Source organism: Rhodanobacter ginsengisoli, assembly GCF_042657065.1.
Taxonomy (GTDB): Bacteria; Pseudomonadota; Gammaproteobacteria; order Xanthomonadales; family Rhodanobacteraceae; genus Rhodanobacter; species Rhodanobacter ginsengisoli.
On record NZ_JBHSNF010000002.1, the window covers coordinates 373,038 to 397,300 of the forward strand.

Sequence of the window (24,263 nt, forward strand, 5' to 3'; positions counted from 1 at the left end):
CTGACATATGCGGCCGGGAGCGACGGGCGATCAGGCGGTCGCGGGTTCGGCCGTTCAAGGGGCTCTGACCCGGATAGCTGCTATTTGGGCTTGACCAGCTGCGCGGTATGCGGTCCTGATGCCATCACGATGTCCTGGTGCAGCTCGCGCAGCACGCGCAGATCCGAGAATGTCGCCGCGTACTTGTGGGAGAGATTGAACGCTAGCGCAAAGAGCCATGGGTACTCGATCTGCGTCCAGGTTACGTCCAGTCCCTGGTACTTGATCATCAGACTGCTGTTCATCGGTCCGCGCAGTACGGCATATTTCAGCGCCCCGACCTGGCGTGGCGCCTCTATCGGCGACGATTCCCGCGCACTCTCCGGTGACGATGAACTCGACGAACTCGGCAAAGCCTCTTTCGATGACAGGCTGGGCTTGGCGACCAGACTCGGTGCGCCGATCTTCGGCGACGACGCCATCATCGGCGACGACGAACTCGACGAAGCCTCTTGCGACGACAAGCTGGGCTTGGTGACCAGGCTCGGTGCGCCGATCTTCGGCGACGATGTCGACATCCCGCCACGACCGTAGGTGCTGGTCGGGCGCGTCATCGGCATCGGGCTTCTACTCGAAAGGCTTGAAAATCCGGTCGTGGGCGCGCTCGACAGGCGTGGCGTCGAGCCACCGCCGATCGGCGGCTCGCTCCTGCCAAGCTTCGGGGTCACGTCGATGGCGACGATCTTGCCCACCTCGCCCAGCAGATTGCCCATGTGGGGTAGCGGCGCCGTGATCATCAATGCTGGTTGGCGCCCGCCGAGGAACGTCACCAGTGCGCGCGCCGCGAAGCAATGCAGCACCAGCGAGATGCCCTTGGCCGGCTTGCCGCGGTAGAAGTCCGGCGTCCCTTCGAGCTGGGCCTTGATCAGGGGCGGCAGCCCCGACAGATTGGCGACGGACAACAGGGGCGATCGGAAGATGCCCATGTGCGTCACGGCGGGGAAGTCGCGGTCCGTAGCGCTGGTAGTGACCGTCATGCACATCTGGATGTTAATCATCTTGCGCACGTCGTTCGTCTCGACCGTCGCCAGGTCGAAAGTCGAATACACCACGTAGACGCACGCGCTGGGAGCGTCGATCAGTTCGAGCCCGTTCGTGAAGCCCTTGATGGCCGTCTCGACCTCGGACGTGTGAGGGACGAGTCGGGCGCAGGCCTTCATCGCCCCCGCATAATCGTTCCAGAACTTCCAGTTCAAGTGCGTGAGCGGTTCCATGACGAACAGCACTCGATGCATCAAGCCGGCGCGAAACTCGCCCTTGCCGAGGCTCGCCGGTTCCACGAGCACCATGTCCTTGTATCCGAAGACTTTCATCGATCGCTCCTATACGTCGACCCGGTCCGGGTGCATGAGTGACGCAGTGTGCCGCGCCGCAGCTCAGCCGACCACCCGCTTCCACATCCCCGTCTCCGCTCGCCCCTGCATGAGGTCATCTTGGCGCCGGTCCGCGGACGGCAAGGAAAGGCCGCATGATTGCCACCCGCAAAAGAAAAGCCCCGCGACGCGGGGCTTTCCTGACATATGCGGCCGGGAGCGACGGGCGATCAGGCGGTCGCGGGTTCGGCCGGGGCGGGTGCCGGGGAGGGGTGCGAGCCGCGGGCGAAGCGGGTGGCGAGCATCCGGCGCAGGTCGTCCACGCCCTGCCCCTTGCCGGTGACCTTGAGCACGGCGTAACCCTCCAGCGCGTTGGTCATCAGGTCGCTGCCCACCGCCATCTGGGTGTCGTCGCCGCGCTGGCTCAGCTTGGACAGCCGCGCCAGGCGCGGGCGCAGCGCGTCCAGCGTGGCCAGATCGCGGCGGTAGGCCGGCAGGTCGAAATTGACCGGCAGGATGGCGAGGTTCTCGCCGAACACGGCATCCGCCTTGCGGCAGAACGCCTCGGACTTGTCGCCCATCTTGGTGAGCCCCTGCCGCTGATCCGGGGTCAGCGCCAGCAGGCCGGTGAGGCTGGCCTCCAGCGCGGTGAGGGCGGCGTCGACGGCGGCGAGCGCATCGGCGGTGAAATCGAGATCGACCAGGTTCTGGGCCATTGGAGATACTTCCCTGACAAGCCGGCCGATTGCCGGCCCACGCAGGCTACTGGCCTGCATCGCCCCGCCATGTAGCCCCAAACCCCACCCGCCTGTGGGTACACGCCGAAATGGCAGGTGGCATGCACCGACGCGAGAGCGAGAGACGCCCTGCGCCACCCCGCCGGCACCGGCCACCCACCTCCCCACCCTCCCCCGCGCAACGCCGGGCCCCGCCCGCAAGGGTTGCCACCTTGCGCGCAAGCGCCAGACCTTCGTTCGCCACCGCGCGACCTTCGCCGGCAAGCGAAAAACCCCCAGGCGCAAGGCCAGAGACCTTCGCGCGCGAAGGTCCCCAACTGCATCCGCAAAGGTCAAACCGTCGCCCACAACCCCAATACCCTTGCGCGCGACCCAAAAACCTTCGCGCGCGAAGTCGCGACCCTTGCGGTTGCAAGGTCGCGAACGTTGCGCGCGAAGGTTTGAGCCTTGCACGCGAAGCATGGAGCCTTGCGTGCAACGGTTTGGGGGTTGCGCGCAAGGCTTGGGAGGTTCGCGCGTGGGGGTTTGGGGGTTGCGGGTGGGTTGGTGGGGCTTGGTTGCCGCTTGGATGGGCTTGGGAGTCAGCCAGCAGGAAAGCTCGGCACGCTAAGAATTGTCCCTGACACCGTTCTTATGACACCGTTCTTAGCTTGCGCCTGACTCCTGCCGGTGCGCGCCTGACTCGTGGGGCGTGGTCAGCGCGCCTAACACCAGGTACAAGCGATAGCAGCGTGTCGCCCGCTGGTGTGTAGGGCTTTTCTCTATCTCACCGGGACACTTGAATGGGAGTAATGATGGGAGAAAGATCAAGCTTGCCCAATGCCGGGCAAGCAAAGGAACAGGTCATGCCCAACAAGAAAGGACCGCCAGACTATCGTGATTCGGGCACGGGAAAGTTCGTCCCGGAGAAATATGCCGAGAAGCATCCGAAGACGACTGAGAAAGAACACAACCGGCCACCACCGCCGCCATCGAAGAAGAAGTAGCAACCAAGCCCTCGCGCATGCGGGGGCTTTTTTGTTCGCAGTGGCGCCCGTCCTGCGATAGGTGAATACTTGCAGCAAGCCTTCAATGGCAGGGACAGCAACAGGGGACAAGATGAAGATTCTTGTGGGCATCGCGCTTATCGGCGCGCTCGCCGGGTGCAGCACGTACCAGGCACATAGCAACCTGCAGAAGCCTTACGCGCCGACGAACGCCAAACAGGTGCAAATCCTCTACTCGCCACCGCAGCGCGCATACACCTCCATCGGCATCGTCTCGGCCAACCGCTATAAACCCGGCTGGACTGACCCCACGGTCAGCGACGCCATCCCGCAGCTACAAGCCGCAGGCGCGCAGATTGGCGCTGACGCCGTGATCGTGCGCAGCGACCGCAGCAACAACGACCGGCATGTCGTTGTTGAGGGTGAGGCGATCAAATTCACGAGCGACTACGAACATCGTCAAGGGAATGTCAGTACTGGCCATTGACGCTCTAGCTACTGCGCCAATAGTTGGAGTGTCGTCTTACACACAGGGGTTAGCCACAATGAATGATGAGCAAAGTTCCGCATCGAACGAAACCAGTTCACAGAAATTAGGCGAAGACGTCGGCGTGGCGCAGGCTCAGGCTCAGGCGCAGATTTTAGAATTCGTGGCCTCGGCCCGATCGGCTCATGAAAGCGCAAAAGCGTCCGAAGATGACGCAAAGAGCGTAATCAATCAGCTCAAACAAATATTGACTGAGGCCAAGGAAGCATCCGACAAAATCTCAGAAGCAACACCGAAATTTGCTGCCGCGGCGACAGAGGTTGAGCTTAAGCGATCTGCTGTCGCAACAGCGGCGACGGAAGTTGAAGTTAAGCGATCTGCTGTCGCAATACATGCAAAGCAAATTGATGACGATCAAAAACGAGCGACCGAAGTGCGAGGCGAGCTGGGTGCTTTGCTCGTCAGCGCAAAGCAGACGCAGGCCGAAGCAGATGGATTGAAGCAAGGTGTGGAGAATGCGAAAACTTCTGCCTCTCAAGCCGGTGCAGACATCCTAGCGACCAAGGCGACAGTGGATGAAAATGCTAAAGCAGTGGCTGCTACCTTGGCCGCATCAAATACTGCATCCGAAAAGACAAAAGGACTGGCGGACATAGCGGAGGCAGTAGGGCAGCGCGTCAAAGACTATGAAGCAAAGCTGCTCGAACTAGGTGCACAATATGATGCTCAACTTGAAGCGATCAAATCTCTACTCCCTGCGGCTACCAGCGCGGGCCTCGCCTCCGCCTTTGACCAACGCCGCAAAACATTTTTGAACCCTGGAAAACGCTGGCAATGGTTGTTCGTGGGTTCGGTAGTCGTTCTGGCAATCTTGGCATTTGTAAGTCTCGTAGAAGCGTACCTGCATGGACCAGAGTTGACGTATCAGCAGCTATTGACGGGCTGGCTTTCGCGAATTCCATTTGTAGCGGCGCTCGTGTGGCTTGCAATGCATGCTAGTCGAGAATCCGCGCTAGCAAAGCGACTGGAGGAGGACTACGGATTCAAAGTTTCTGTTGCTTCGTCCTTTCAGGGTTTTCAAGAGCAAATGAAGATTATTGGAGGCTCCGCCGCTGGGAATGAGCCGTTAAAGACGTTGTGCGACGCAACGCTCGCTCAGATTACAAATCCCCCTGGCCGCATTTATGAGAAGCACTCGCTCATCGTGTCACCTACTACGGAACTGGTGAAAGCAGCCAGTGCATTCGTGGAAGCAGCAAAGGCCGCAAAGTTTCCAATTGGCGGTTGAATCAAACTTACCCAAAGAACTCCAGTCGCAGTGCACATTGATTGCTCTCGTGACCGGGACCATCTTCGAACTCGAAGCATTCGACGGGTCAGCGTTCAACCGCTTACCCGAATCGGCCTGGTTGCCCAGCGATTACGCTGCCAGCAGTCTTGCATCGGCCAGCTTGGCGGCCTTGGCATCCAAGGTAAGCATGGGCAAGATCGGGGTCAGAGTTGACTTTCTTAGGGTCAGTCTCAAAGGAAGTGCATTCTGACCCCTGTTTCCCACCTTTATTCGCCCACACTCCTTCACATCGACTCTAACCCTGAGGCTTCCTGACTAGCTAACACGCGTTGGCAAGTCAAATGCGCGAGCAAATCGTTCGTACGCTTTCTTCAACGCAGCACTTGCAACCGGAAGCGGCTGTTGTGCGAGCAAGTTCATTGCTACTACCCATGGGATGCCAGACATCGATGAGACATTGCGCAGAAGGTGCGTGAGAGAGTTCATTGGTGGGGAAAAACTCACATGTCCGTCCCCAGAGTTGTGTAAGTGAAGCAATACGTTTCCACCATGAATTAGTCCGTGCATGTCGTTGATCGATGCCTTGATCATGCGCTCGAATTTGTCTGGGTCAGGTAGTACAGGGAAACGCTCAAAAAGACGAGTTGCGATGGCACTCATCTGTGACAATGTGATGGTCTTTCTCTCACCTTTGCGATCTGGCCGAAGTGGCAATTTGTCATCGTGGATAAAAGAATCTACGTCGGCATCACTAGTTTCGTCCGTCATAGCGAAAAGAATTCCGCGCAGTAGCGTGTCAACTTGTGGCCTGAGCAGTGCGGCGGCTGAAATACCGAAGTCGGCAACACTGAGATTGACAAGTTTCGCCGCGGTATAACCGTGCGATGTAGACGCGTGCAGTAGCGTTACGGCAAGCCGCAATCGCGGTGTTTCCGCTGGGAAATTCAAACTTGCGAGCATATGTTGATTTGCGAGGATGAATTCGCATGCGGCGGCGGAGCGTTCTTCTAGTGAAATATCGTTAGCCATGAATCAGTCAAAAACAGGGGACAGGTTGCACCTTTCCCGTTGCGAAACCGACCAATTTTCGCGGAGCCGGCGCCTCGACCGAGTTGGAAACTTCATGGTCCAGCCTTGAACCTCGAATTCACCAAACAAAACTTCACCCCTCCAAACAATCAAACCGCCGATCCGCCTCGACCTCGGCGTCGTAATCCACATCCCCCCGATCAAACCCGAACAGCTGCAAAAACTCGTGCTTGTACCCCGCGTAGTCGGTGATCTCGCGCAGGTTTTCGGTGGTGACGGTGGGCCATAGCGTCTTGCACGGCTCCTGCACGTCCTCGCGCAGTTCCCAGTCGTCCAGGCGCAAGCGGCCTTCGTCGTCGGTGGCCGGGGCGGCGCCGTCGGCGCGGTAGAGGCGGTCGTGGAACAGGCGGTTGGCCTGTTCGATCGGGTTTTCGTGGATGCCCTTCTCCTTCATGATCTTGAAGGCGATGGACACGTACAGCGGGATCACCGGGATGGCGGCGCTGGCCTGGGTGACGACGGACTTCATCACGCCGACGTAGGCTTCCAGGCCGGGGTGGCGGCTGCGCAGTGCCTTCGCGGTGTTGTCCAGGTGCTGCTTGGCCTGGCCCAGGGTGCCGTGCCAGTACATCGGCCAGGTGATCTCGGTGCCGATGTAGCTGTAGGCGATGGTCTTGGCATGCTCGGCCAGCACGCCGGCGGCGCTCAGCGCGTCGATCCACAGCGCCCAGTCCTCGCCGCCCATGACGGTGACGGTGTCCTTGATCTCCTGCTCGGTGGCCGGCTCGACGGTGGCCTCGATCACGGTGTCCTTGTTGGTGTCGACCGAGGTGTTGTGGAACGGCGCGCCGATGGTCTTGAGCGCCGAGCGCACCACTTCGCCGGTGTCCGGCAGCTTGCGCACGGGCGAAGCCAGCGAATAGACCACCAGGTCGATCGGGCCGCCCATCTCGTTCTTGATGATCTCGATCGCCCTGGCGCGCGTTTCATTGGAGAACGCGTCGGCGTTGATCGACTTGCTGTACAGGCCTGCGGCTTTGGCCGCCTTGTCGAACGCGGCGGAGTTGTACCAGCCGGCGGTGCCGGTCTTCTCGTGGCTGCTGGGCTTCTCGAAGAACACGCCCAGCGTGGCGGCGCCGTAGCCGAACGCGGCGGTGATGCGCGAGGCCAGGCCGTAGCCGGTGGATGCGCCGATCACCAGCACCCGCTTCGGCCCTTTGGCCTTGTCGTGGCCGGCGGCCTGGGTGACCTTGATCTGGTCGAGCACGTTGTGCTCGCAACCGACCGGATGGGCGGTGATGCAGATGAATCCACGGACTTTGGGCTTGATGATCACGCGATGGCTCCTGCGGCTGTTCGGCAATCCGCCATCTTAACCAAGCGGGAGGCCATGCGCTGCCGTAGGGTGGGATGGCGCGAGAACATCGCGCCCCGCCCTGCCGCCGTCCATCACGGCATGGCTGCCGCCTCGCCGGCCCGGCGGACTTTCCTGCGCGCGCGCAGACAAGAAACCCCGCACAGGATGCAGGGTTTCATTGTTGCCCAGCCACGCCTGCCTGACGGATCAGGCGATGGCTTCGGCCGGCTCGACCGCCGAAGCCTGGGCGCCCTTGGGGCCCTGGGTCACTTCGAACTTCACCCGCTGGCCTTCCTGCAGACTGCGGAAGCCCTTGCTGGTAATCGCCGAAAAATGGACGAAAACGTCCGCCCCTCCGTCCTCAGGCGCGATGAAACCGAAACCCTTGGCATCGTTGAACCATTTGACCGTACCAAAACTCATTGCGTGAACCTCTGGATCCATGGAGTAGGTGCGCCAGACTTTCCGCGACTCTTCCCCCCGGTTCGCCGCCCTGGCCAACGGAAAATATCAATATGTGAAGGGCCAGCGCAATACGAAATTGTCCAGTCCGCGCCAGGCCGCACGCCGGGCTCAGCTTTTCGGCAGGGCGGCGAGCAGGCGCGGCACCTGGGCGGTGGCGGCGGCCAGGTGGGCAAAGATTTCCTCGATGCTGATTTCCGCCTCGTCGCCGCAGCCGGCGGCGAAGTTCGCGACCAGTGCCAGGCAGGCGTAATCCAGCGACAGCTCGCGCGCCAGCGCGGCCTCGGGCATGCCGGTCATGCCGACCAGGTCGCAGCCGTCGCGCTTCATCCGGGCGATCTCGGCGCGGGTCTCCAGCCGCGGCCCCTGCGTGGCGCCGTAGCAGCCGCCGTCGATCACCGCGATGCCCGCCGTGTGCGCCGCCGCCAGCAGTTGCTGGCGCAGGGACGCGGTATACGGCTCGCTGAAGTCGATGTGCTTCACCTCGGCGCCCTCGGCGTCGCAGTAGCTGGTGTAGCGGCCGTGGGTGTAGTCGATCAGCTGGTCGGGCACCACGATCGCCTGCGGGCCCATGTCGTGGCGGATGCCGCCGACCGCGTTGACCCCGATCACCCGGCGCGCGCCGAGCTGGTGCAGCGCCCACAGGTTGGCGCGGTAGTTGACCCGGTGCGGCGGCAGGTTGTGACCCTCGCCATGGCGGGCCAGGAAGGCCACCCGCATGCCGGCGAAATCGCCCTGCACCACATCGCCGGAGGCCGGCCCATACGGCGTGTGCAGCGTGTGGCGCGCAGTGTTTTCCAGGCCGGGGAAACTGTACAGGCCGCTGCCGCCGATCACCGCGAGGTCGAGCGCGCTCATGCCTGGTCCCTCAGCGCGTAGATGGCCGGCAGGTTGCGGCCCTGCTCGTGGTAGTCCATGCCGTAGCCGAACACGTAGCGGTCGGGCAGTTCGACGCCGTTGAAATCCGAGGCGATGCCCTCGACCAGGCGGTCGTGCCGCTTGGTGCACAGGCTGGCGATCAGCACCTTCTTCGCGCCGCGCCGGTAGCAGTCCTGGCGCACCTCCTTCAGCGTGTGGCCTTCGTCGAGGATGTCGTCGACCAGCAGCACGACGCGCCCCTCGAGCGACACCATCGGCTCGCGCAGCCAGTGCAGCTCGCTGCCCGAGGTGGCACCGCGATAGCGGGTGGCGTGCACGTAGTCGAACTCCAGGTCGGTGCGGATCGCCAGCGCCAGCTGGCCGGCGAAGATCAGCGCGCCGTTCATCACGGTGAGGAAGACCGCCCGCTCGCCCTCCAGCGCCTTGTCGATGCGCGCGCCCATGGCGTGGATCACGCGCTCGAGTTCGGCGCGTTCGTGCAGCAGGTCGGACTGCGCCAGCGCGTCGGCCAGCGAGGGGGTCGGAGTGTTCATGCGGTTCCCTGTTCGGCGTTCAGCGCCGTGATGCGCGCGACGAAGCGATCGCGCTGCGGATTGTCGAGGAGGCCGTCCCAGCTGGCGCCGATGGCGCCCCGCAGGGCGGCCAGTTGCACCGGCGGCGTGGTGTCCCTGCCCTGCAGCGCGGCGATCGCCTCGTCGACGACCTCGGGGAAGCAGGCCAGCACCAGGTCGCAGCCGGCGTCCAGGTGCGCGTGCACCCGCTCGCCGACGCTGCCGGCCGCGCCGGCGGCGGCCATGCTGATGTCGTCGCTGATCACCGCACCGGCGAAGCCCAGCTCGCCGCGCAGGACCTGCCCGATCCACACCGGCGAATAGCCGGCCGGCCGGGCGTCCACCGCCGGGTAGGTGACGTGGGCCATCATCACCGCCTCGACCCGCGCCTCGATGCACTCGGCAAACGGCAGCAGGTCGTCGCGACGGATCTCGTCCAGGCTGCGCGGATCGATCGCCGCGGCCTTGTGCGTATCGGCGGCCACCGTGCCGTGCCCGGGGAAATGCTTGAGCACCGCGGCCATGCCGCCCAGGTGCATGCCGCGCACGTAGGCCTGGGCCAGCTCGGCGGTCACCGCCGGATCGGCATGGAATGCGCGCCGGCCGATCGCCGCGTTGCCGCGGGCCAGGTCCACCACCGGCGCGAAACTGAAATCGACGCCGCTGGCGCGCAGCTCGCTGGCCATCACCCAGGCATGCTCCTCGGCGAGCCGGATCGCCTCGTCCGGATCGCGATCGTGCACGGCGCCGATCGTCGCCAGCGCGGGCAGCGCGGTGAAGCCGTCGCGGAAGCGCTGCACCGGGCCGCCTTCCTGGTCGACCGCGATCAGCAGCTCGTCGCCGCCGGCCTCGCGCAGCGCGTCGCACAGCGCGATCAGTTGCTCGCGCGAACGGTAATTGCGCGAGAACAGCAGCACGCCGGCGACACCGGGCGCGCGAAGCCAGCGCTTCTCGTGTTCGGCCAGTTCCAGCCCGGCCACACCGATCATCAACATGCGGCGTCCTCGGCAGCGCGCTCGGCCGGCGACCATTGCCGGTACGGATGCGCGATCAGATTGACGTTGAAATAGCGCAGCAGCGCGCTCACCTCGCGGCCCAGCCAGGCCGGTCGCGGAAACGGCGCGTCGACCGCGGGCAATTCGACCTCGGCCACGAGCAGGCCCCGGTTGTCGCCCGCGAACTCGTCGACCTCGAACAGTACGCCATCGACGCGGACATGGTGACGCACTTTTTCCAGCACGCCGTCGCACAGGCTGGCCAGCATGGTCCGGGCGTCGTCCAGCGGGATCGGGTAATCGAACTCGGTGCGGGCGATCCCGGTCGTGGCGCCCTTGATGTTCAGCCAGGCCCGCTCGCCGCTCAGGCGCACCCGCACCGACGCCCCCGCGGTGCCGTCGTGCAGCGCCCGCGCACTGACCAGATACCCCTGCGCGATCGACTCGCTGCGCTCGATGGCGCCGCGCCAGCTGTCGTCGGCGAGCAGGAATTTGCGTTCGATCTCGATGGCCATGGCGGTCCGGGGTGAATTGGGATCAGGAATGAGTGCGGAGGAACGAGAAATGAGTGAGGGCGAAGGGCAAGAGCATCCGTCGCGCCCCGCGCCGAGGGTCATGCGCCGGCTTTCTCTCGTTTCTCACTCCTCTGCACTCACTTCTCGCTCCGCGTCCTCAGCGTTCGAACAGCGCGATCGACTCGACGTGCGCGGTGTGCGGGAACATGTCCATCACGCCGGCCGAGCTCAGCTTGAAACCGTGCTGGTTCACCAGGATGCCGGCGTCGCGCGCCAGCGAGGCCGGGTGGCAGGAGACGTAGACGATGCGCCGGGTCTGCTTGTGCGGCAGGTATTCCAGCACCTTGTCGGCGCCGGCGCGCGGCGGATCGAGCAACAGCTTGTCCCAGGGCTGGCGCGCCCAGTCGGCGCCGCGCTGGTCCTCGAACAGGTTGGCGACCTGGAACTGCGCGTTGCCGATGCCGTTACGCGCGGCGTTCTGCGCCGCACGCTCGACCAGGCCGTGCTCGCCTTCCACACCGACCACTTCGGCGACGCGGCGGGCGATCGGCAGGGTGAAGTTGCCCAGGCCGCAGAACAGATCCAGCACGCGGTCGCCCGGCTGCAGGTCGAGCAGCTCCAGCGTGCGCGCCATCATGCGCTGGTTCATGTCGGCATTGACCTGCACGAAATCCAGCGGCTGGAATTCCAGCTCGACGTCGTCCACGCCGGCGTCGCCGCTGGCGATCCGGAACGCCAGTCGCGGCGCCTCGGGCCACAGCGGATGCACGCTGCTGCTGCCGCCCGGCTGCAGGTAGATCGCCAGTCCGTGCTGCTGGCCGAACGCGGTCAGCGCGGCGAGGTCGCGCTCGCTCAACGGCTGCATGTGACGGAACACCAGTGCCATCAGGTCGTCGCCGCCGGCGAACTCGATCTGCGGAATCGTGTCGACCGCATCCATCGTGCTGAGCAGGTCGGCCAGCAGGCCGACCTTGGGGCCGAGCGCCGGATGCATCACTTCGCAGTGCTGGATCTCGGCCACGAAGCGCGGGTTCTGCTCCTCGCGGAAACCGACCAGCACGCGACCCTTCTTCATCACGTTGCGTACCGACAGGCGGCCCTTGCGCCGATAGCCCCACGGCTCGCCGCTGAGCGGCGGCAGCCAGGTGTCCGGGGTGACCTTGCCGATGCGCTCGAAGTTTTCCGCCAGCACGCGCTGCTTGGTGGCGATCTGCGATGGCGCATCCAGGTGCTGCAGCGAACAGCCGCTGCATTCGGCGAAATGGCGGCAGCGCGGCTCGACCCGGTGCGGCGAGTGGGTGATCAGCTCGACCACCTCGGCCTCGTCGAAATGACGATGGCGCTTGCGCAATCTGGCCATCACCTGCTCGCCCAGCAGCGCCCCGCTGACGAAGACCGTCTTGCCGTCGACGCGGGCCACGCCGCGGCCGTCATGGCCGAGGTCGGTGATGACGGCCTCGAAAGGCTTCGGTGAAACGGAGTTGGATCGGGACATGAGCGGTAAACGGATGGGGCCGCAGCGGCTGGCCGCCGATTATCACAGATCGGCCCGGGTGGCGCCTGCCGGCGGCTTGTGGGAGGGGCTTGTGGGAGCGGCTTCAGCCGCGATGCTCTTTCGCCGGATTGAAGAGCATCGCGGCTGAAGCCGCTCCCACAGAAGCTGCTCCCGCAAAAGGCGCTCCTGCAGCTGATGCGCCCGTGCTGCGGTTACTTCTGCTGCCAGGCGCCGGCGGCGTTCTGGTAGTACCAGCCGGCGTGCGCCTTCTCGATCCAGCTCTTGGCGAAGGTCGCGCGAATCTGCGGCTCCCACTCCGGGTGGTTGTTGGCGTTGGCGATCTCACGGTACAGCGCGGTGCGATCGCGGTTTTCGTCGGCGATGGTGGCATTGGCCTGGGCGCGCTGGCTCAATGGCACCTTGGTGGCATCGCGCATCGCGACCATGCCATCACGGGTGAAGCCCACCGCACCGCTGGCGAGCAGATCGCCCAGCGCGCCGTGGAAGCGTGCCTGCATGCGCCCGCTGATCGCTTCGGTGGCGGCGGTCTGGATGCGGATGTTCGGTGTGTCGGCGGCCTGCGCCGCCGGAATCAACAGGTCGAGCAGCATCGCCGACGGCTGCCCGCCGCCATTGCCGGCCGACGGCTTCGGTTCCTTCGGCGCGGGCTTCGCAGCCGCGCCTGCGTGATCGAGCACGTTGCCGATGAACTGGTCGGCGGCCTTCTGCGCCGCCGCTTCGGGGAAGTACACATTGATCGTGACGCAACCGACCAACGCCACGGCCAGTGAGGTCAGGATGACGTAGATGAGTTTGCGCATGGTGCACTCCAGCGAGTTGAACGTGAATGGGAAAACGAAGTCGTGCCGTGTCAGTGAATTTCCGGGGCGGCGCCATTGATGGCATCGCGCAAACGCCGAACCAGGGTCGGCCAGTCCACCTCGGTCTGGTGACCGATCACCTGCAGGTGCGGCAGGCCGCTGCCGTCGACGATAGTGTAGCCCCCGTCGTTTGCATCCAGTCCGCTCATCTTGCAGACCGTGCCCTGCAACGTGCAATTGAGACCGATCCGGCTGTAGCCGAACGTCTTGAACAACTTCAGCACGGCGCCCTGCAGGCCGGCGGCGATGCCACCGCCACCGACCGAGGTGAGGTTGTTCACCGCGCGCTGGCTGATCCGCCCGCCATCGCCGGCGAGCAGCTTCGCCTTGAACGTCACCGGATCCCAGTTGACCAGGCGCAGGTCGTCGATCGAGCCGTCCAGCCGTCCGGTGATGCTGCCGAAATCGAACACGCTGGTGATCGCGGCCAGGTCCAGCTGCCTCAGGCTGATGTCGGCGTTCAATACCGGGTTCGGCCCGAACGGCTGCTGCAAGGAGAGCTGGGTGATGTCGACGAAGCCGCCGAACAGGCTGGCCGACAGGCCGCCTTGCAGCTCGAAGTGATCGCCGACCCAGCGCAACGAGGGGATCGCGCCGCCCAGCGTGCCGGGAAAGGCCGGCCAACCCATGGCCTGGCTGAACGCGGCCATGTCGACCCCGGTCACTACCAGCGAGGTGGCCAGCCGCTGCCCCTTCGCCGCCGCCGGACTCCACTCCAGTTCGCCGATCCGCAGCTGCCCCTTGAGCACCGGCACCAGCAGCGGCTGCTGCAGGCCCAGCGTGCCGGCGCGGCTACGCCAGCGGGACTGCGCGGCGCCGTTGCTGATCCGATAGAACTGCAGGCTGCGCCAGCCGAGCGTGGTGGCCGGACGTTCCCCCTCGGCGGACCAGTCCAGCCCGCCGCGCAGGCCGTCGACTGCCAGCCGGCCGTCCGCATCGGCCAGATCGAGGCCGTCGGTGTTGAACGCGAAGCTGTGCGGACCATCCGCGCGCAGATCCAGGCTGCCGTTGAGCTGGCCGTCGATGCGCATGTCACGCAAGCCCAGCGTACTGAGCCAGGCCTTGCCGTAGCGGTCGTAGGCGGTGGGGAAACTGGCGTGCAGACGATCCAGCCGCAACGTGGTCAGCTCGCCCTTGGCGTCGAACGCCAGCGCCCCCTCGAGCTGCAACGCGTCGGCGTCGGTGAAGCGCAGCCGGGTCAGTTCGAACGCGCCGTCCTGGGCATTGGCGTGCAGGCCCAGTTGCACCGGATGATCCGGCAGCTTGGCGTAAAGCGGGCCCAGCAGCACCTCGCCGCCGCGCAGGCCGGCATCCAGGTCGATCCGTGCCGGGCCGGTCGTGGTATCGAGATTGAAGCGTCCGCTGCCGCTGAGCTGCTGCGCGGCCAGCGTGCCGCTGGGGGTGTCGAAGCCCACCCCGTTGAGGGTGAACTGCCCGGAGGACTGCAGGCCGGTATCGCGCACGTCCAGCGCCATGGCGGCATCCAGCCGGCCGCTGGTGGTACGGCCCGACCAGACCGTGCCGAGCAATCCCTGCAGCCAGCCGGCCGGCAGGTTGTCGATGCTGATCTGCGCATGAGTGGGCTGATCCAGCGGCAAGGCGGCCGTGACGTGGCCCTTGCCCTGCAGGATGTCCAGCAGCAAGGTGTTGGCCGATTCGCTCAGCACGACATTGAGGTGGGCGTTGCTGAGCGCACTGCCCGGTGCTCCGGCCAGACGTACATTGCCGTCGAGAATCCAGCGCAGGCGCTCGTCGCGCTGCAGGCTGCCGTCGAGCGACAGTGCCAGGTGTCGCCAGCCCATCGCGGGCACGTCGGCCTGCCCCGCATGCAACTGCAGGCGCAGCCCGCCGGCGACGTCCGCGCTGATCGCCACGCTCACCGCCTGCAGGCGGACGCCCGGCACGCTGATCGACTTCGCCGCCAGCACCACGTCCGCCCGCGCAGGCAGCGCCCAGCCGAACACCAGCAGAAGGCCGCAGCACAGCAACAGATGGCTTGATGTCGGGCGCATGTCGGGCCATTCTGCCAAATTAAGATGAACGATACGGATTTCGTCATGAATCAACTGCCGGATGGCCCCTCCATCGCCCCCGCCGGAACCCGCCGGCCGCACGTGCTGGTGGCGGACGACGACCCCGCCAGCTGCCGCTTCCTGTCCGATGGCCTGCGCGCGCTGGGCGCCGTGGCGGAAGCCTGCACCGAGGGCACGACGGCGCTGCGGCGGGCCCGCGACGAGACCTTCGACCTGTTGTTGCTGGACTGCCGCATGCCCGGCGGCGGCGCGCTGCACATCCTGAGCCAGTTGCGCGGGGACCGGCAGGCGCGCTCGACCGACAGCCTCGCCGTGGCCACCAGTGCCGAGCTGGAGCCGGACGAGCGCCGGCAGCTGCTCGCGGCGGGCTTCGGCGAGATCCTGCTCAAGCCCTGCGGACTGGATGACCTGCAGCACCTGCTGGCGCTGGTGCAACCGGAGCGCGAGGCGAGCTGCGTGCTGGACGACCAGGCCGCGCTGAGCAGCACCGGCGACGTCACCACCATGCGCGCCCTGCGCTTGCTGCTGCGCGAGGAACTGGCGCAGCTCCAGCGCGAACTGGACGCGTTGAGCCTTGACCGGGACGGCTTCGGCGAGCGCCTGCACCGGCTGCGCTCATCCTGCGGATTCTGCGGCGCGGCCGCGCTGTCGGCGCAAACCGTCCAGTTGCAGCAGCAGCTGGCACGGGCGGCGGCCACGCCGGCGGCACTGATGCGCTTCCGCCAGGTACTGCAGGCAACGCTGCAGGCGCTGGATCGCTAGGAGCCCGGGAGATCCGGGCGACGCGACACCGCCATCGCCAGCACCCGCCACGCGCGCAGCTCGCCACCGCCCAGATGGAAACGGATGACCTCGCGCATCATGTCGCGCAGCGTCTTCAACCCGCGGTTGTCCGGCATCCGGTCCTGGCCCAGCGCCAGCAGGTCGCTGCCCAGCAGGGCATGCGGGTGGCTGGCGGCGCAACGCACGGCGCCCTGCTCGACCAGGTAACGGTAACTCGCCTCCGGCAGCAGCGGCTCGCCGCTGTCCGGGTCGTACTGCAATTGCAGGCCGTAGCCGATCGCCTCCATCAGGTCGCGCTCGAAACGGCGCAGGCTCCAGCCCAGCGGCTCGGCCGCCGCCAGGCGGCCCAGGGTCCGCGCGTAGGCATCGAACAGCGTGGGGAACGGATCCTGCCGGCCGGTCAGGCGCACCACCAGTTCATTCAGATAGAGCCCGGCCAGGCCGGCATCGCCGGTGAGTCGCATCGGGCTGCCGGTCGCCTCGATCGCCGTCAGCGTGGCCATCTCGCCGCGCAGCAGCAGATCCATCGCCAGGGACTGGAACGGCTCCAGCTGGGCACGTCGCAGCCGCGCCTTCTCGCCGCGCACGCCGCGTGCCACCACGCCCAGGCGGCCGTGTTCGCGGGTCAGGCATTCCAGCAACAGCGACGTCTCGCGATAGGCCCGCGCGTGCAGGACGTAGGCAGGTTGCTGTTCGATGCGCATCGGCAGGCGTCAGGGACGGTCGGCGGCTAGCACGGACCGAGGCCGCGACACACGGCCGACCCGTCCGCACAGGCATCGCATCGATACGCCCTCGCCGCGCATGGCTCGCCTCTGGCCCTAGTCGGTATAGCCGAATTTCTTCAGCATGTTCTCGTCGTCGACCCAGCCCTCGCGGACCTTCACCCACAGCTTCAGGAACACCTTGCGCTCGAACATGCGCTCCATGTGGCGCCGTGCGCTGCTGCCGATCGACTTGAGCTGGGCGCCGCCGTGGCCGATCACGATCGCCTTCTGGCCGGAGCGCTCGACCCAGATGATCGCGTGGATCTCGGCGATGCCGTCGGGGCGATCGTTGAACTGCTCGATCTCCACGGTGGTCGCATAGGGCAGTTCCTGATCCAGCCGCAGCATCAGTTGCTCGCGCACCATCTCGGCGGCGAGGAAACGCTCGCTGCGGTCGGTGACTTCGTCCTCGCCGTACATCGGCGGCTGCACCGGCAGGCGCTTGAGGATCGCCTGCTCCAGCTCCTTCAGCCCCTGCTCCTTCAGTGCACTGACGTAGTGGATTTCGTCATAGCTGTGCTTGGCCACCAGCTCGGCCACGAACGGCAGCATCGCAGCCTTGTCCTTGTTCAGGTCGACCTTGTTGATCACCAGCAGCCGCGGCGACGACTGCTCGACCAGGGCCGCGTACAGCGCCTCGTCCTCGTCGGTGAACCGACCGGCTTCGATCACCTGCACCACCAGGTCGACGTCGCTGATCGCCGAGCGTGCGGCGCGATTGAGGCTGCGGTTCATCGCCCGCTTCGCGCCACGATGCAGCCCGGGCGTGTCCACGTACATGATCTGCCCGGCCTCGCTGGTATTGATGCCGAGGATGCGGTGGCGGGTGGTCTGCGGCCGCGGGCTGATGATGGACAGGCGAAAGCCGATCAGCGCATTGAGCAGGGTGGACTTGCCCACGTTGGGACGCCCGGCCAGCGCGACCGTGCCGCAACGGAAATTATCATGCGGCAAGGTGCCGGCGGCGGGATCCAGTGGGTGGTTCATGACGTGAATTGCTCGGCAAGTGGATGGCAAGTGTAGTGCTTCGCCCGAAACGACAGGATATCGGCCCGGTGGCGTGCCTGCCGCGCACGGGCCGATGGCCCGCTTCGCGCCGGCGGGCCCGTGCGACGAAAACGGCGATCAGGATTTGCGCGGCTGTTCCAGCAACTGGTTCAGCACGGTCTCGGCCGCATCCTGCTCGGCAGCCCGGCGGCTGACGCCGCGGGCCTCGGCAGTCAATGGCAGCGGCTCGCTGATGGTACAGCTCACGTCGAAGGTCTTGGCATGATCCTCGCCATGACTGGCGGTCAACTCGTACTGCGGCAGCATCCAGCCGCCTGCCTGCAGATATTCCTGCAGCCGGGTCTTGGCATCCTTCGAGGATCGCCGCAGCGCGCCGATACGGTCGGCGAACAGCTCGCGGACGGTGGTCCGGCACGCATCGAAACCGCCGTCGACGTAGACCGCGGCCACCAGCGCCTCGAACGCGTCGGCCAGGATCGAGTCGCGCCGGAATCCACCGCTCTTCAATTCGCCCGGACCGAGCTTCAGTTCGTCACCCAGTTCCAGCTCGCGCGCCACGCCCGCCAGCGCCTGGCCGTTGACCAGCTGAGCGCGCAGGCGCGACAGCTCGCCCTCGTTCGACTTGGGGTGCACCTCGTACAGCAACTCGGCGATGATCGCGCCCAGCAGCGCGTCGCCCAGAAATTCCAGTCGTTCGTTGTTCGGCCGGCCGATGCTGCGGTGGGTGAGCGCCAGCTGGGCCAGCGCGGGGTCCTGGAATCGGTAATTCAGCTTCAAGGATTACTGGTCCACATTGCCCTGCAACGGCACGCTCTTGTTGAAGTGCAGCAGGAAGTCGATGTTGTACATGAACGGAATGTCCTTGTCGTAGACCACCTGCAGCTGGCTGGCACCACCGGCATCGCGCTTGATGGTGATGTTGGCCGGCTTGATGGTGGAGTCATCCACGTACTGGAAACCCATCTTGAACATCAGGTCGCGGCGGATCTGGTCCAGCGACTTGCCATTGGTGCCTTCGGTGGAAATCTGCTTCATCGCCTTCACCACCCCCATGTACTCGGAGTACGACGGCAGCAATTTCATCGCCATGAAGGCCAGAAAACCCACAACGGCCATGATGATCAGAAACCCGATCAGAGTGACGCCCGCCTGCTTCGATTTCATAGTCCCCTCGCTATGCCGCCTGCGCGGCCTGTCGATCTGTGGATGAACCGGATGTCGCACTGGCCGCCCGCCCTGGCCGGTCCGCCAGGCGATGTCCTGCACGGCCAGCGCGATTATGCCTGCGGATTCTCGCACTGTTGACGCCCGCCGTGTGCGGACCGGTTCGATCCGGTCACGCTTTTGGCAGATGGATCACGTGCGGACCATCGAGCTCAATGGATGATCGTGCCGATGCGGGAGAAATCCACACCGCCGGTACCCCAGCCTTTCCAGCTCATCCAGATCAGGAAAGCCTTGCCGGCCAGGTTCTGCTCGGGCATGCAGCCCCACCAGCGACCGTCGAGGCTGTCGTTGCGATTGTCGCCCATCACCAGGTAGCAGCCCTTCGGCACCTTCGACGGCACCCGGTCGTTCGGAATCGTGTTCGGCGTGGTGTACGCCGGCATCCGCGCGATCATGTGGTTGACGGCACTGCCGTCATCGCGGTGCAGATGTTCGGTCCACACGGTGGCGCCCATGTTCAGCATGATCTCGTCCACGCTGCGCTGGGGGTTGCCTACATACGGGCCGACCTCATCGTCGGTGACCGGCTTGCCGTTGATCACTAGGTCGGAGCCGTGCACCTCGATGCTGTCGCCGGGCAGGCCGATCACCCGCTTGATCCAGTTCTGCTGCGGTATCGGTGCATGCGGGTTGTTGCAGCTCATGTCGCCGCTGCGCACCAGCTTGCCGCCGTCGAAGCAGAGGTAGCCGGGGAAGCGGAACACCACCACGTCGCCGCGCCTGGGCTCGCCGAGCTGAACGAACTTGTTGTTGAACGCCGGCAGGCGCAGGCCGTAGGCAAACTTGTTCACGAGGATGAAATCACCCACGTCCAGGGTCGGCATCATCGACCCGGAGGGAATCCGGAACGGCTCGGCCACGAAGGTGCGCAACAGCAATACCACCAGCACCACCGGGAACAGCGACCGCGCCCAGTCGACCGGCATCGGATCGCGGTACTCGTCGCCGGAAGCGTCGAGGCGCGCCTTGCGCTTCTTGTACAGGAACAGCCGATCCAGGCCCCACACCACGCCGAACAGCACGGTGAGACCGAGCAGGATCGCCGAAAAATCAAATTCCATGCGTTAACTCCAGGTTGCCTGGCAGATCATTGCTGATCGCGCTCATTTATCCACTCTCAAGACGGCGAGGAAGGCTTCCTGAGGAATCTCCACCCGTCCGACCTGCTTCATGCGCTTCTTGCCTTCCTTCTGCTTCTCCAGCAATTTCTTCTTGCGACTGACGTCGCCGCCATAGCACTTGGCCAGCACATTCTTGCGCAGCGCCTTGACGGTGGAACGCGCGACGATCTGCGCACCGATCGCCGCCTGGATCGCCACGTCGAACTGCTGCCGCGGGATCAGGTCCTTCATCCGCTCGACCAGCTCGCGGCCGCGCCGCTCGGCATGCGTCCGATGCATGATCAGGCTGAGCGCGTCGACCCGTTCGCCGTTGATCAGCACGTCGGTGCGCACGAACGGGCCGGCCTCGAAACGATCGAAGTGGTAATCCATCGAGGCATAGCCGCGCGACACCGACTTGAGCCGATCGAAGAAGTCCATGACCACTTCGGCCAGCGGCATTTCGTAGCTGATCTGCACCTGGGTCGCCAGGTACTGGATCGAGCGCTGCACGCCGCGCTTTTCCTCGCACAGCGTGATGATGCTGCCGATGTAGTCCTGCGGGGTAAGGATGTTGGCCACCACGATCGGCTCGCGAATCTCCTGCACCAGGCTGGAATTCGTCGGCAGCTTGGCCGGATTGTCCAGCAGCATGATGCTGCCATCGCTCATCAACACCTCGTAGACCACGGTCGGCGCGGTGGTGATCAGATCCAGGTCGTACTCGCGCTCCAGCCGCTCCTGCACGATCTCCATGTGCAGCATGCCGAGGAAGCCGCAGCGGAAGCCGAAGCCCATCGCCTCGGAGGACTCCGGCTCGAAGAACAGCGCGGCGTCGTTCAGGCGCAGCTTGTCCAGCGCCTCGCGCAAGGCGGGGTAGTCGTCCGACGACACCGGAAACAGGCCCGCGAACACTCGCGGCTGCATGGTCTGGAATCCCGGCAGCGCCTTGTCGGCGGGCTTGCCCGCATGAGTCAGCGTGTCGCCCACCGGTGCGCCGTGCACGTCCTTGATCGAGGCGTTGATCCAGCCCACCTCACCGGCGCCAAGCTTGCCCAGCTTCTTGCGCTTGGGCGTGAACACGCCCACGTCGCCCACTTCGTGGGTGCGGCCGGTGGACATCACCAGCAGCTTGTCGCCGGGCTTGATCTCGCCCTGCATGACCCGAACCAGCGACACCACGCCAAGGTAATTGTCGAACCAGGAATCGATGATCAGCGCCTGCAGTCGGTCGGTGTCCCGCGGCTGCGGCGGCGGGATGCGCGCCACGATCGCCTCCAGCACGTCGACCACGTTGAGACCGGTCTTGGCACTGATCGCCACCGCATCGGTGGCGTCGATGCCGATCACCGCCTCGATCTCGAGCTTGACCTTCTCCACGTCGGCGGTCGGCAGGTCGATCTTGTTCAGCACCGGCACCACTTCCAGCCCCATCTCGACCGCGGTGTAGCAGTTCGCCACCGACTGCGCCTCGACCCCCTGCGCCGCATCGACCACCAGCAGCGCGCCTTCGCAGGCGGCCAGCGAGCGGCTGACCTCGTAGGAGAAATCGACGTGCCCCGGCGTATCGATGAAATTGAGCTGGTAGGTCTTGCCGTTCCTTGCGGTATACGGCAACGAGACCGACTGGGCCTTGATGGTGATCCCGCGCTCGCGCTCGATCGGATTGGTGTCCAGCACCTGCGCCTCCATCTCGCGGTCGGCCAGGCCACCGCAGATCTGGATGATGCGATCGGCCAGCGTGGACTTGCCGTGATCGATATGGGCAATGATGGAGAAGTTGCGGATCAATTCCATGGAGCGCAGGCGGCCTGTCGGACTTGGGTCTGCCGCCACGCACCATGCATGACAGCGCATCACCGTTGAGCGACGCTAACCTCGCATTATCGCATGGAACCGACGATTGCCGCCGCCGTATCGCTGCCTGCAGCGCGGGCGCCGTCCGCGATGGATCGGCGCCCGCACCCGTCCCCCGATGGCGGCGATAGGCCTCGCCGGGCCGGTTACCGGTTGCCCGGCACGGTCAGGCCCACGAAATTGCTCTGCTCGCCGCGGCGCACCAGCAACAGCACCGTGCTGCCCGGCTTCACGCCCTTGGTCGCCGCCTGGAATTCGGCGACGCTGCCGATCTTCTGCTGGTTGACCATCAGGATCACGTCGCCAGCCTGCAGGCCGGCCTGCGCCGCCACCGGGCCGGTAATGTCGTCGATCACCACGCCCTGACCCGGCTTCAGCCCGAGTTGCTTGCGGGTGTCGTTGTCCAGCGATTGCACCGTCAGGCCCAGCGCCGCCGAACCGCTGCGGCTCGACGACGACATGGCGCCCTGGTTGTCCACCGCATCCTTGTCGCGCGACGCTTCGCTGATGGTGACCTGAAGGGTCATTTTCTTGCCGTTGCGCAGGATCTCCACCGGCACCTCGCTGCCCGGCTTGGTCATGCCGACCAGCGGCGGCAGATCCGCGGCCTGCTGCAGCACCTGGCCGTTGTAGGTCAGGATGATGTCGCCGGGCTGGATGCCGGCCTTGGCCGCACCGCTGCCCGGGGTGACGTCGACCACGGCGGCACCCGCGCCGTTTTCAAGCTTGAACGCCTTGACGATATCGTCATTGACCGCCTGCATCGTCACGCCGAGCTTCCCGCGCGACACGTAGCCCTTGGTCTTGAGTTGCTGCACCGCATTCATCGCCACGTCGATCGGAATCGAGAACGACACGCCCATGTAATCGCCGGTGTTGGAATAGATCTGCGAGTTGATCCCCACGACCTGACCCTGCAGGTTGAACAGCGGCCCGCCGGAATTGCCGCGGTTGATCGGCACATCGGTCTGGATGAACGAGGTGTAGGGCTGGTCGCGCTGCCCCAGGTTGCGTCCCACCGCACTGACGATGCCCTGGGTCACGGTGTAGTCGAAGCCGAACGGCGAGCCGATCGCCAGTACCCATTGACCCGGCTTCAGGCTGCGCGAATCACCGATGCTCACCACTGGCAGATCGCCGCCGGCATCGACCTTCAGCAGCGCGATGTCATAGGTCGGATCGGTGCCGATCACCTTGGCGGTCAGCGTGCGGCGGTCCTGCAGACGCACCGTCACCTTGTCCGCATGGTCGACCACGTGGTTGTTGGTGAGGATGTAGCCATCCCTGGAAATGATGAAACCGGAACCCAGCGAGGTGTGCTTCTGCTGCTCCGGCGAAGGCATCATCGGCATGCCGAAGAAGCGGCGCAGTATCTCGGCCTGGGGATCGTTCGGCATCGGCTGGCCCGGCATCATCTGGCCGCCGATGGATTGCTGTGTAGTCTGCCGTTCACCGCTGTACTTGGCTTCGACATGGACCACGGCAGCGGCGTTCTTCTGCACGATGCCGGTGAAATCCGGCAGGCTGGCTGCCGTCGGTGCTGGCTGTGCCTGCACTGCACCGCCACCGGCCAGGCCCAGCAAGGCACAGCACGCCAGGGTGCGCAAGATGGAATGATTCATGACTCCTCCTTGGTTGAACTTCAGCCGGGGACAGCTGGACTTGTGGATGCCCGGTTGCCGGTGTGGCATGAGTGTTGCGCGCACACCCCTCCCTCCCATGAAGCAGGTCGGTCAATGCAAACCGGAGAGGTGAACCGCGCGGGTGATCACGCGCGGATCAGCGGTCAGTGCGCGACGGCACCCGCCCGACGCGCGGTATCCGGAACCGTCTGCTGCTCTGGCTCGAGCAGCAGCAGGTAGCTGCCATCGTTGTTGTCGAGCGTGCGGTAGCGATGCATCGACGAGTAGGGTGTCTGCCGGCGTGGGTAAGTCAGCTGGCTGGTGTCGAATGGAGCACCCAGCGTGGCCGAAGCCTGCTGACTGAGCAGTCCGGCGGAATTGCCGCTCAACCACGGCGGCACCGCAGCGGGTGCGGTGGGCGTCGCGGCGGGCTTGCTCGCCGGCGCCACGGCCGCGACATCCCTGACCTTGATGGTCTGCTGGGTGGAAGCCGTCGACGCACTCGAGCGCCCGGCGTCACCGCCCGGCTGGCCGATCATCAGGGCGGCGGCGGCCACGCTGGCGGCAATCGCGCCGCCGGTGGACCAGCGCAACCAGTGATTGCGCCTGCCGGTCGCAACCGACCGTGCGCCGTCCTGCTCGACCGCCTGCATCACCCGCGCAGCAAAGTCGGTGCTCGCCATCGGCGGCAACTGTCGACGCAGACTGTCGCGGGCCAGGTGGTAACGCGCCCAGGTCTGTTGCAACGAGGCATCGTGATCGAGCCGTCGCAACAGGAAGCGCAGCTGCTCGTTTGACAGCTCGCCGTCAATCCCGGCTGAAAGGCTTTCGCGGACGTCCTGATTCATG

General features: G+C 65.1%; 25 protein-coding genes. 5 read left to right on the forward strand and 20 right to left on the reverse strand.

The genetic code is table 11. From position 1 onward, the window contains the following. Window positions 1–80: 80 nt before the first annotated feature. Both ACFPPA_RS10885 and ACFPPA_RS10890 read right to left on the reverse strand, forming a co-directional pair. A complete protein-coding gene (locus ACFPPA_RS10885) occupies window positions 81–1,352 on the reverse strand; it encodes a hypothetical protein (protein WP_377319788.1) in 1,272 nt (423 codons plus the stop codon). Window positions 1,353–1,582: 230 nt separating this feature from the next. Continuing rightward, window positions 1,583–2,068 carry a hypothetical protein gene (locus ACFPPA_RS10890; protein WP_377319789.1) on the reverse strand — a complete coding sequence of 162 codons (486 nt, stop codon included), beginning with the start codon at window positions 2,066–2,068 and terminating at the stop codon, window positions 1,583–1,585. Between the two features lie 866 nt (window positions 2,069–2,934). Here ACFPPA_RS10890 and ACFPPA_RS10895 point away from each other — a divergent pair. The 3 genes from ACFPPA_RS10895 to ACFPPA_RS10905 all read left to right on the forward strand — a co-directional run bounded on the left by ACFPPA_RS10895 (window position 2,935) and on the right by ACFPPA_RS10905 (window position 4,850). Further along, entirely contained in the window at window positions 2,935–3,075 is a 141-nt protein-coding gene (locus tag ACFPPA_RS10895) for a hypothetical protein (protein WP_377319790.1), read from the forward strand. A gap of 112 nt (window positions 3,076–3,187) precedes the next feature. Further along, on the forward strand, window positions 3,188–3,562 hold the full coding sequence (locus ACFPPA_RS10900) for a hypothetical protein (protein WP_377319791.1): 375 nt from the start codon (window positions 3,188–3,190) through the stop codon (window positions 3,560–3,562). Window positions 3,563–3,620: 58 nt separating this feature from the next. Next, a complete protein-coding gene (locus tag ACFPPA_RS10905) occupies window positions 3,621–4,850 on the forward strand; it encodes a hypothetical protein (RefSeq protein WP_377319792.1) in 1,230 nt (409 codons plus the stop codon). Window positions 4,851–5,168: 318 nt separating this feature from the next. Here the strand turns inward: ACFPPA_RS10905 and ACFPPA_RS10910 are convergent, their stop codons facing one another. The 8 genes from ACFPPA_RS10910 to rlmD form a co-directional block, all read right to left on the reverse strand. After that, window positions 5,169–5,882 (reverse strand): DUF6988 family protein, encoded by a 714-nt coding sequence (locus ACFPPA_RS10910; protein ID WP_377319793.1) that lies wholly within the window; start codon window positions 5,880–5,882, stop codon window positions 5,169–5,171. A 133-nt stretch (window positions 5,883–6,015) separates the two neighbouring features. Next, a complete protein-coding gene (gene fabV / locus ACFPPA_RS10915; protein WP_377319794.1) occupies window positions 6,016–7,218 on the reverse strand; it encodes an enoyl-ACP reductase FabV in 1,203 nt (400 codons plus the stop codon). A gap of 228 nt (window positions 7,219–7,446) precedes the next feature. Continuing rightward, window positions 7,447–7,662, reverse strand: coding sequence for a cold-shock protein (locus tag ACFPPA_RS10920; RefSeq protein ID WP_377319795.1), 216 nt, complete (start codon window positions 7,660–7,662; stop codon window positions 7,447–7,449). 150 nt (window positions 7,663–7,812) lie between these two features. Then, window positions 7,813–8,559: an S-methyl-5'-thioinosine phosphorylase gene (locus ACFPPA_RS10925; protein ID WP_377319796.1), complete on the reverse strand. Its 747-nt coding sequence runs from the start codon at window positions 8,557–8,559 to the stop codon at window positions 7,813–7,815. Further along, window positions 8,556–9,113 (reverse strand): hypoxanthine-guanine phosphoribosyltransferase, encoded by a 558-nt coding sequence (locus ACFPPA_RS10930; RefSeq protein ID WP_377319797.1) that lies wholly within the window; start codon window positions 9,111–9,113, stop codon window positions 8,556–8,558. Before ACFPPA_RS10930 ends, ACFPPA_RS10925 begins: the two co-directional genes overlap by 4 nt. Continuing rightward, complete coding sequence (gene nagZ, locus ACFPPA_RS10935; RefSeq protein ID WP_377319798.1) at window positions 9,110–10,126, reverse strand: beta-N-acetylhexosaminidase; 1,017 nt, start codon at window positions 10,124–10,126, stop codon at window positions 9,110–9,112. The genes ACFPPA_RS10930 and nagZ overlap by 4 nt, the downstream gene beginning before the upstream one ends. Then, complete coding sequence (locus tag ACFPPA_RS10940; RefSeq protein WP_377319799.1) at window positions 10,120–10,641, reverse strand: CYTH domain-containing protein; 522 nt, start codon at window positions 10,639–10,641, stop codon at window positions 10,120–10,122. Before ACFPPA_RS10940 ends, nagZ begins: the two co-directional genes overlap by 7 nt. A 157-nt stretch (window positions 10,642–10,798) precedes the next feature. Next, a complete protein-coding gene (gene rlmD, locus ACFPPA_RS10945) occupies window positions 10,799–12,136 on the reverse strand; it encodes a 23S rRNA (uracil(1939)-C(5))-methyltransferase RlmD (protein WP_377319800.1) in 1,338 nt (445 codons plus the stop codon). Here rlmD and ACFPPA_RS10950 point away from each other — a divergent pair. Continuing rightward, the gene (locus ACFPPA_RS10950) at window positions 12,135–12,284 is read left to right on the forward strand and encodes a hypothetical protein (RefSeq protein ID WP_377319801.1); all 150 of its coding nucleotides are present in this window, start codon (window positions 12,135–12,137) and stop codon (window positions 12,282–12,284) included. The two genes, rlmD and ACFPPA_RS10950, sit on opposite strands and share 2 nt — an antisense overlap. A 64-nt stretch (window positions 12,285–12,348) precedes the next feature. Here the strand turns inward: ACFPPA_RS10950 and ACFPPA_RS10955 are convergent, their stop codons facing one another. Then, on the reverse strand, window positions 12,349–12,957 hold the full coding sequence (locus tag ACFPPA_RS10955; RefSeq protein ID WP_377319802.1) for a YdbL family probable chaperone protein: 609 nt from the start codon (window positions 12,955–12,957) through the stop codon (window positions 12,349–12,351). Window positions 12,958–13,007: 50 nt separating this feature from the next. Beyond that, window positions 13,008–15,029 (reverse strand): translocation/assembly module TamB domain-containing protein, encoded by a 2,022-nt coding sequence (locus tag ACFPPA_RS10960; protein WP_377319803.1) that lies wholly within the window; start codon window positions 15,027–15,029, stop codon window positions 13,008–13,010. A gap of 45 nt (window positions 15,030–15,074) precedes the next feature. Between ACFPPA_RS10960 and ACFPPA_RS10965 the strand changes: the two genes are divergently transcribed. Continuing rightward, the gene (locus ACFPPA_RS10965; RefSeq protein ID WP_377319804.1) at window positions 15,075–15,812 is read left to right on the forward strand and encodes a response regulator; all 738 of its coding nucleotides are present in this window, start codon (window positions 15,075–15,077) and stop codon (window positions 15,810–15,812) included. Here ACFPPA_RS10965 and recO read toward each other — a convergent pair. The 8 genes from recO to ACFPPA_RS11005 all read right to left on the reverse strand — a co-directional run bounded on the left by recO (window position 15,809) and on the right by ACFPPA_RS11005 (window position 24,262). Further along, on the reverse strand, window positions 15,809–16,537 hold the full coding sequence (recO, locus tag ACFPPA_RS10970) for a DNA repair protein RecO (RefSeq protein WP_377319805.1): 729 nt from the start codon (window positions 16,535–16,537) through the stop codon (window positions 15,809–15,811). The two genes, ACFPPA_RS10965 and recO, sit on opposite strands and share 4 nt — an antisense overlap. 117 nt (window positions 16,538–16,654) lie before the next feature. Next, a complete protein-coding gene (gene era / locus ACFPPA_RS10975; RefSeq protein WP_377319806.1) occupies window positions 16,655–17,587 on the reverse strand; it encodes a GTPase Era in 933 nt (310 codons plus the stop codon). 138 nt (window positions 17,588–17,725) lie between these two features. Further along, entirely contained in the window at window positions 17,726–18,385 is a 660-nt protein-coding gene (rnc, locus tag ACFPPA_RS10980; RefSeq protein ID WP_377319807.1) for a ribonuclease III, read from the reverse strand. A 3-nt stretch (window positions 18,386–18,388) separates the two neighbouring features. Further along, complete coding sequence (locus ACFPPA_RS10985; protein WP_377319808.1) at window positions 18,389–18,772, reverse strand: DUF4845 domain-containing protein; 384 nt, start codon at window positions 18,770–18,772, stop codon at window positions 18,389–18,391. Between the two features lie 212 nt (window positions 18,773–18,984). Then, complete coding sequence (lepB, locus tag ACFPPA_RS10990; protein WP_377319809.1) at window positions 18,985–19,896, reverse strand: signal peptidase I; 912 nt, start codon at window positions 19,894–19,896, stop codon at window positions 18,985–18,987. 42 nt (window positions 19,897–19,938) lie between these two features. After that, the gene (gene lepA / locus ACFPPA_RS10995; protein ID WP_377319810.1) at window positions 19,939–21,732 is read right to left on the reverse strand and encodes a translation elongation factor 4; all 1,794 of its coding nucleotides are present in this window, start codon (window positions 21,730–21,732) and stop codon (window positions 19,939–19,941) included. Window positions 21,733–21,938: 206 nt separating this feature from the next. Next, window positions 21,939–23,414 (reverse strand): DegQ family serine endoprotease, encoded by a 1,476-nt coding sequence (locus ACFPPA_RS11000; RefSeq protein WP_377319811.1) that lies wholly within the window; start codon window positions 23,412–23,414, stop codon window positions 21,939–21,941. A 164-nt stretch (window positions 23,415–23,578) separates the two neighbouring features. Continuing rightward, complete coding sequence (locus tag ACFPPA_RS11005) at window positions 23,579–24,262, reverse strand: sigma-E factor negative regulatory protein (RefSeq protein WP_377319812.1); 684 nt, start codon at window positions 24,260–24,262, stop codon at window positions 23,579–23,581. Between the last annotated feature and the right edge of the window lies 1 nt (window position 24,263).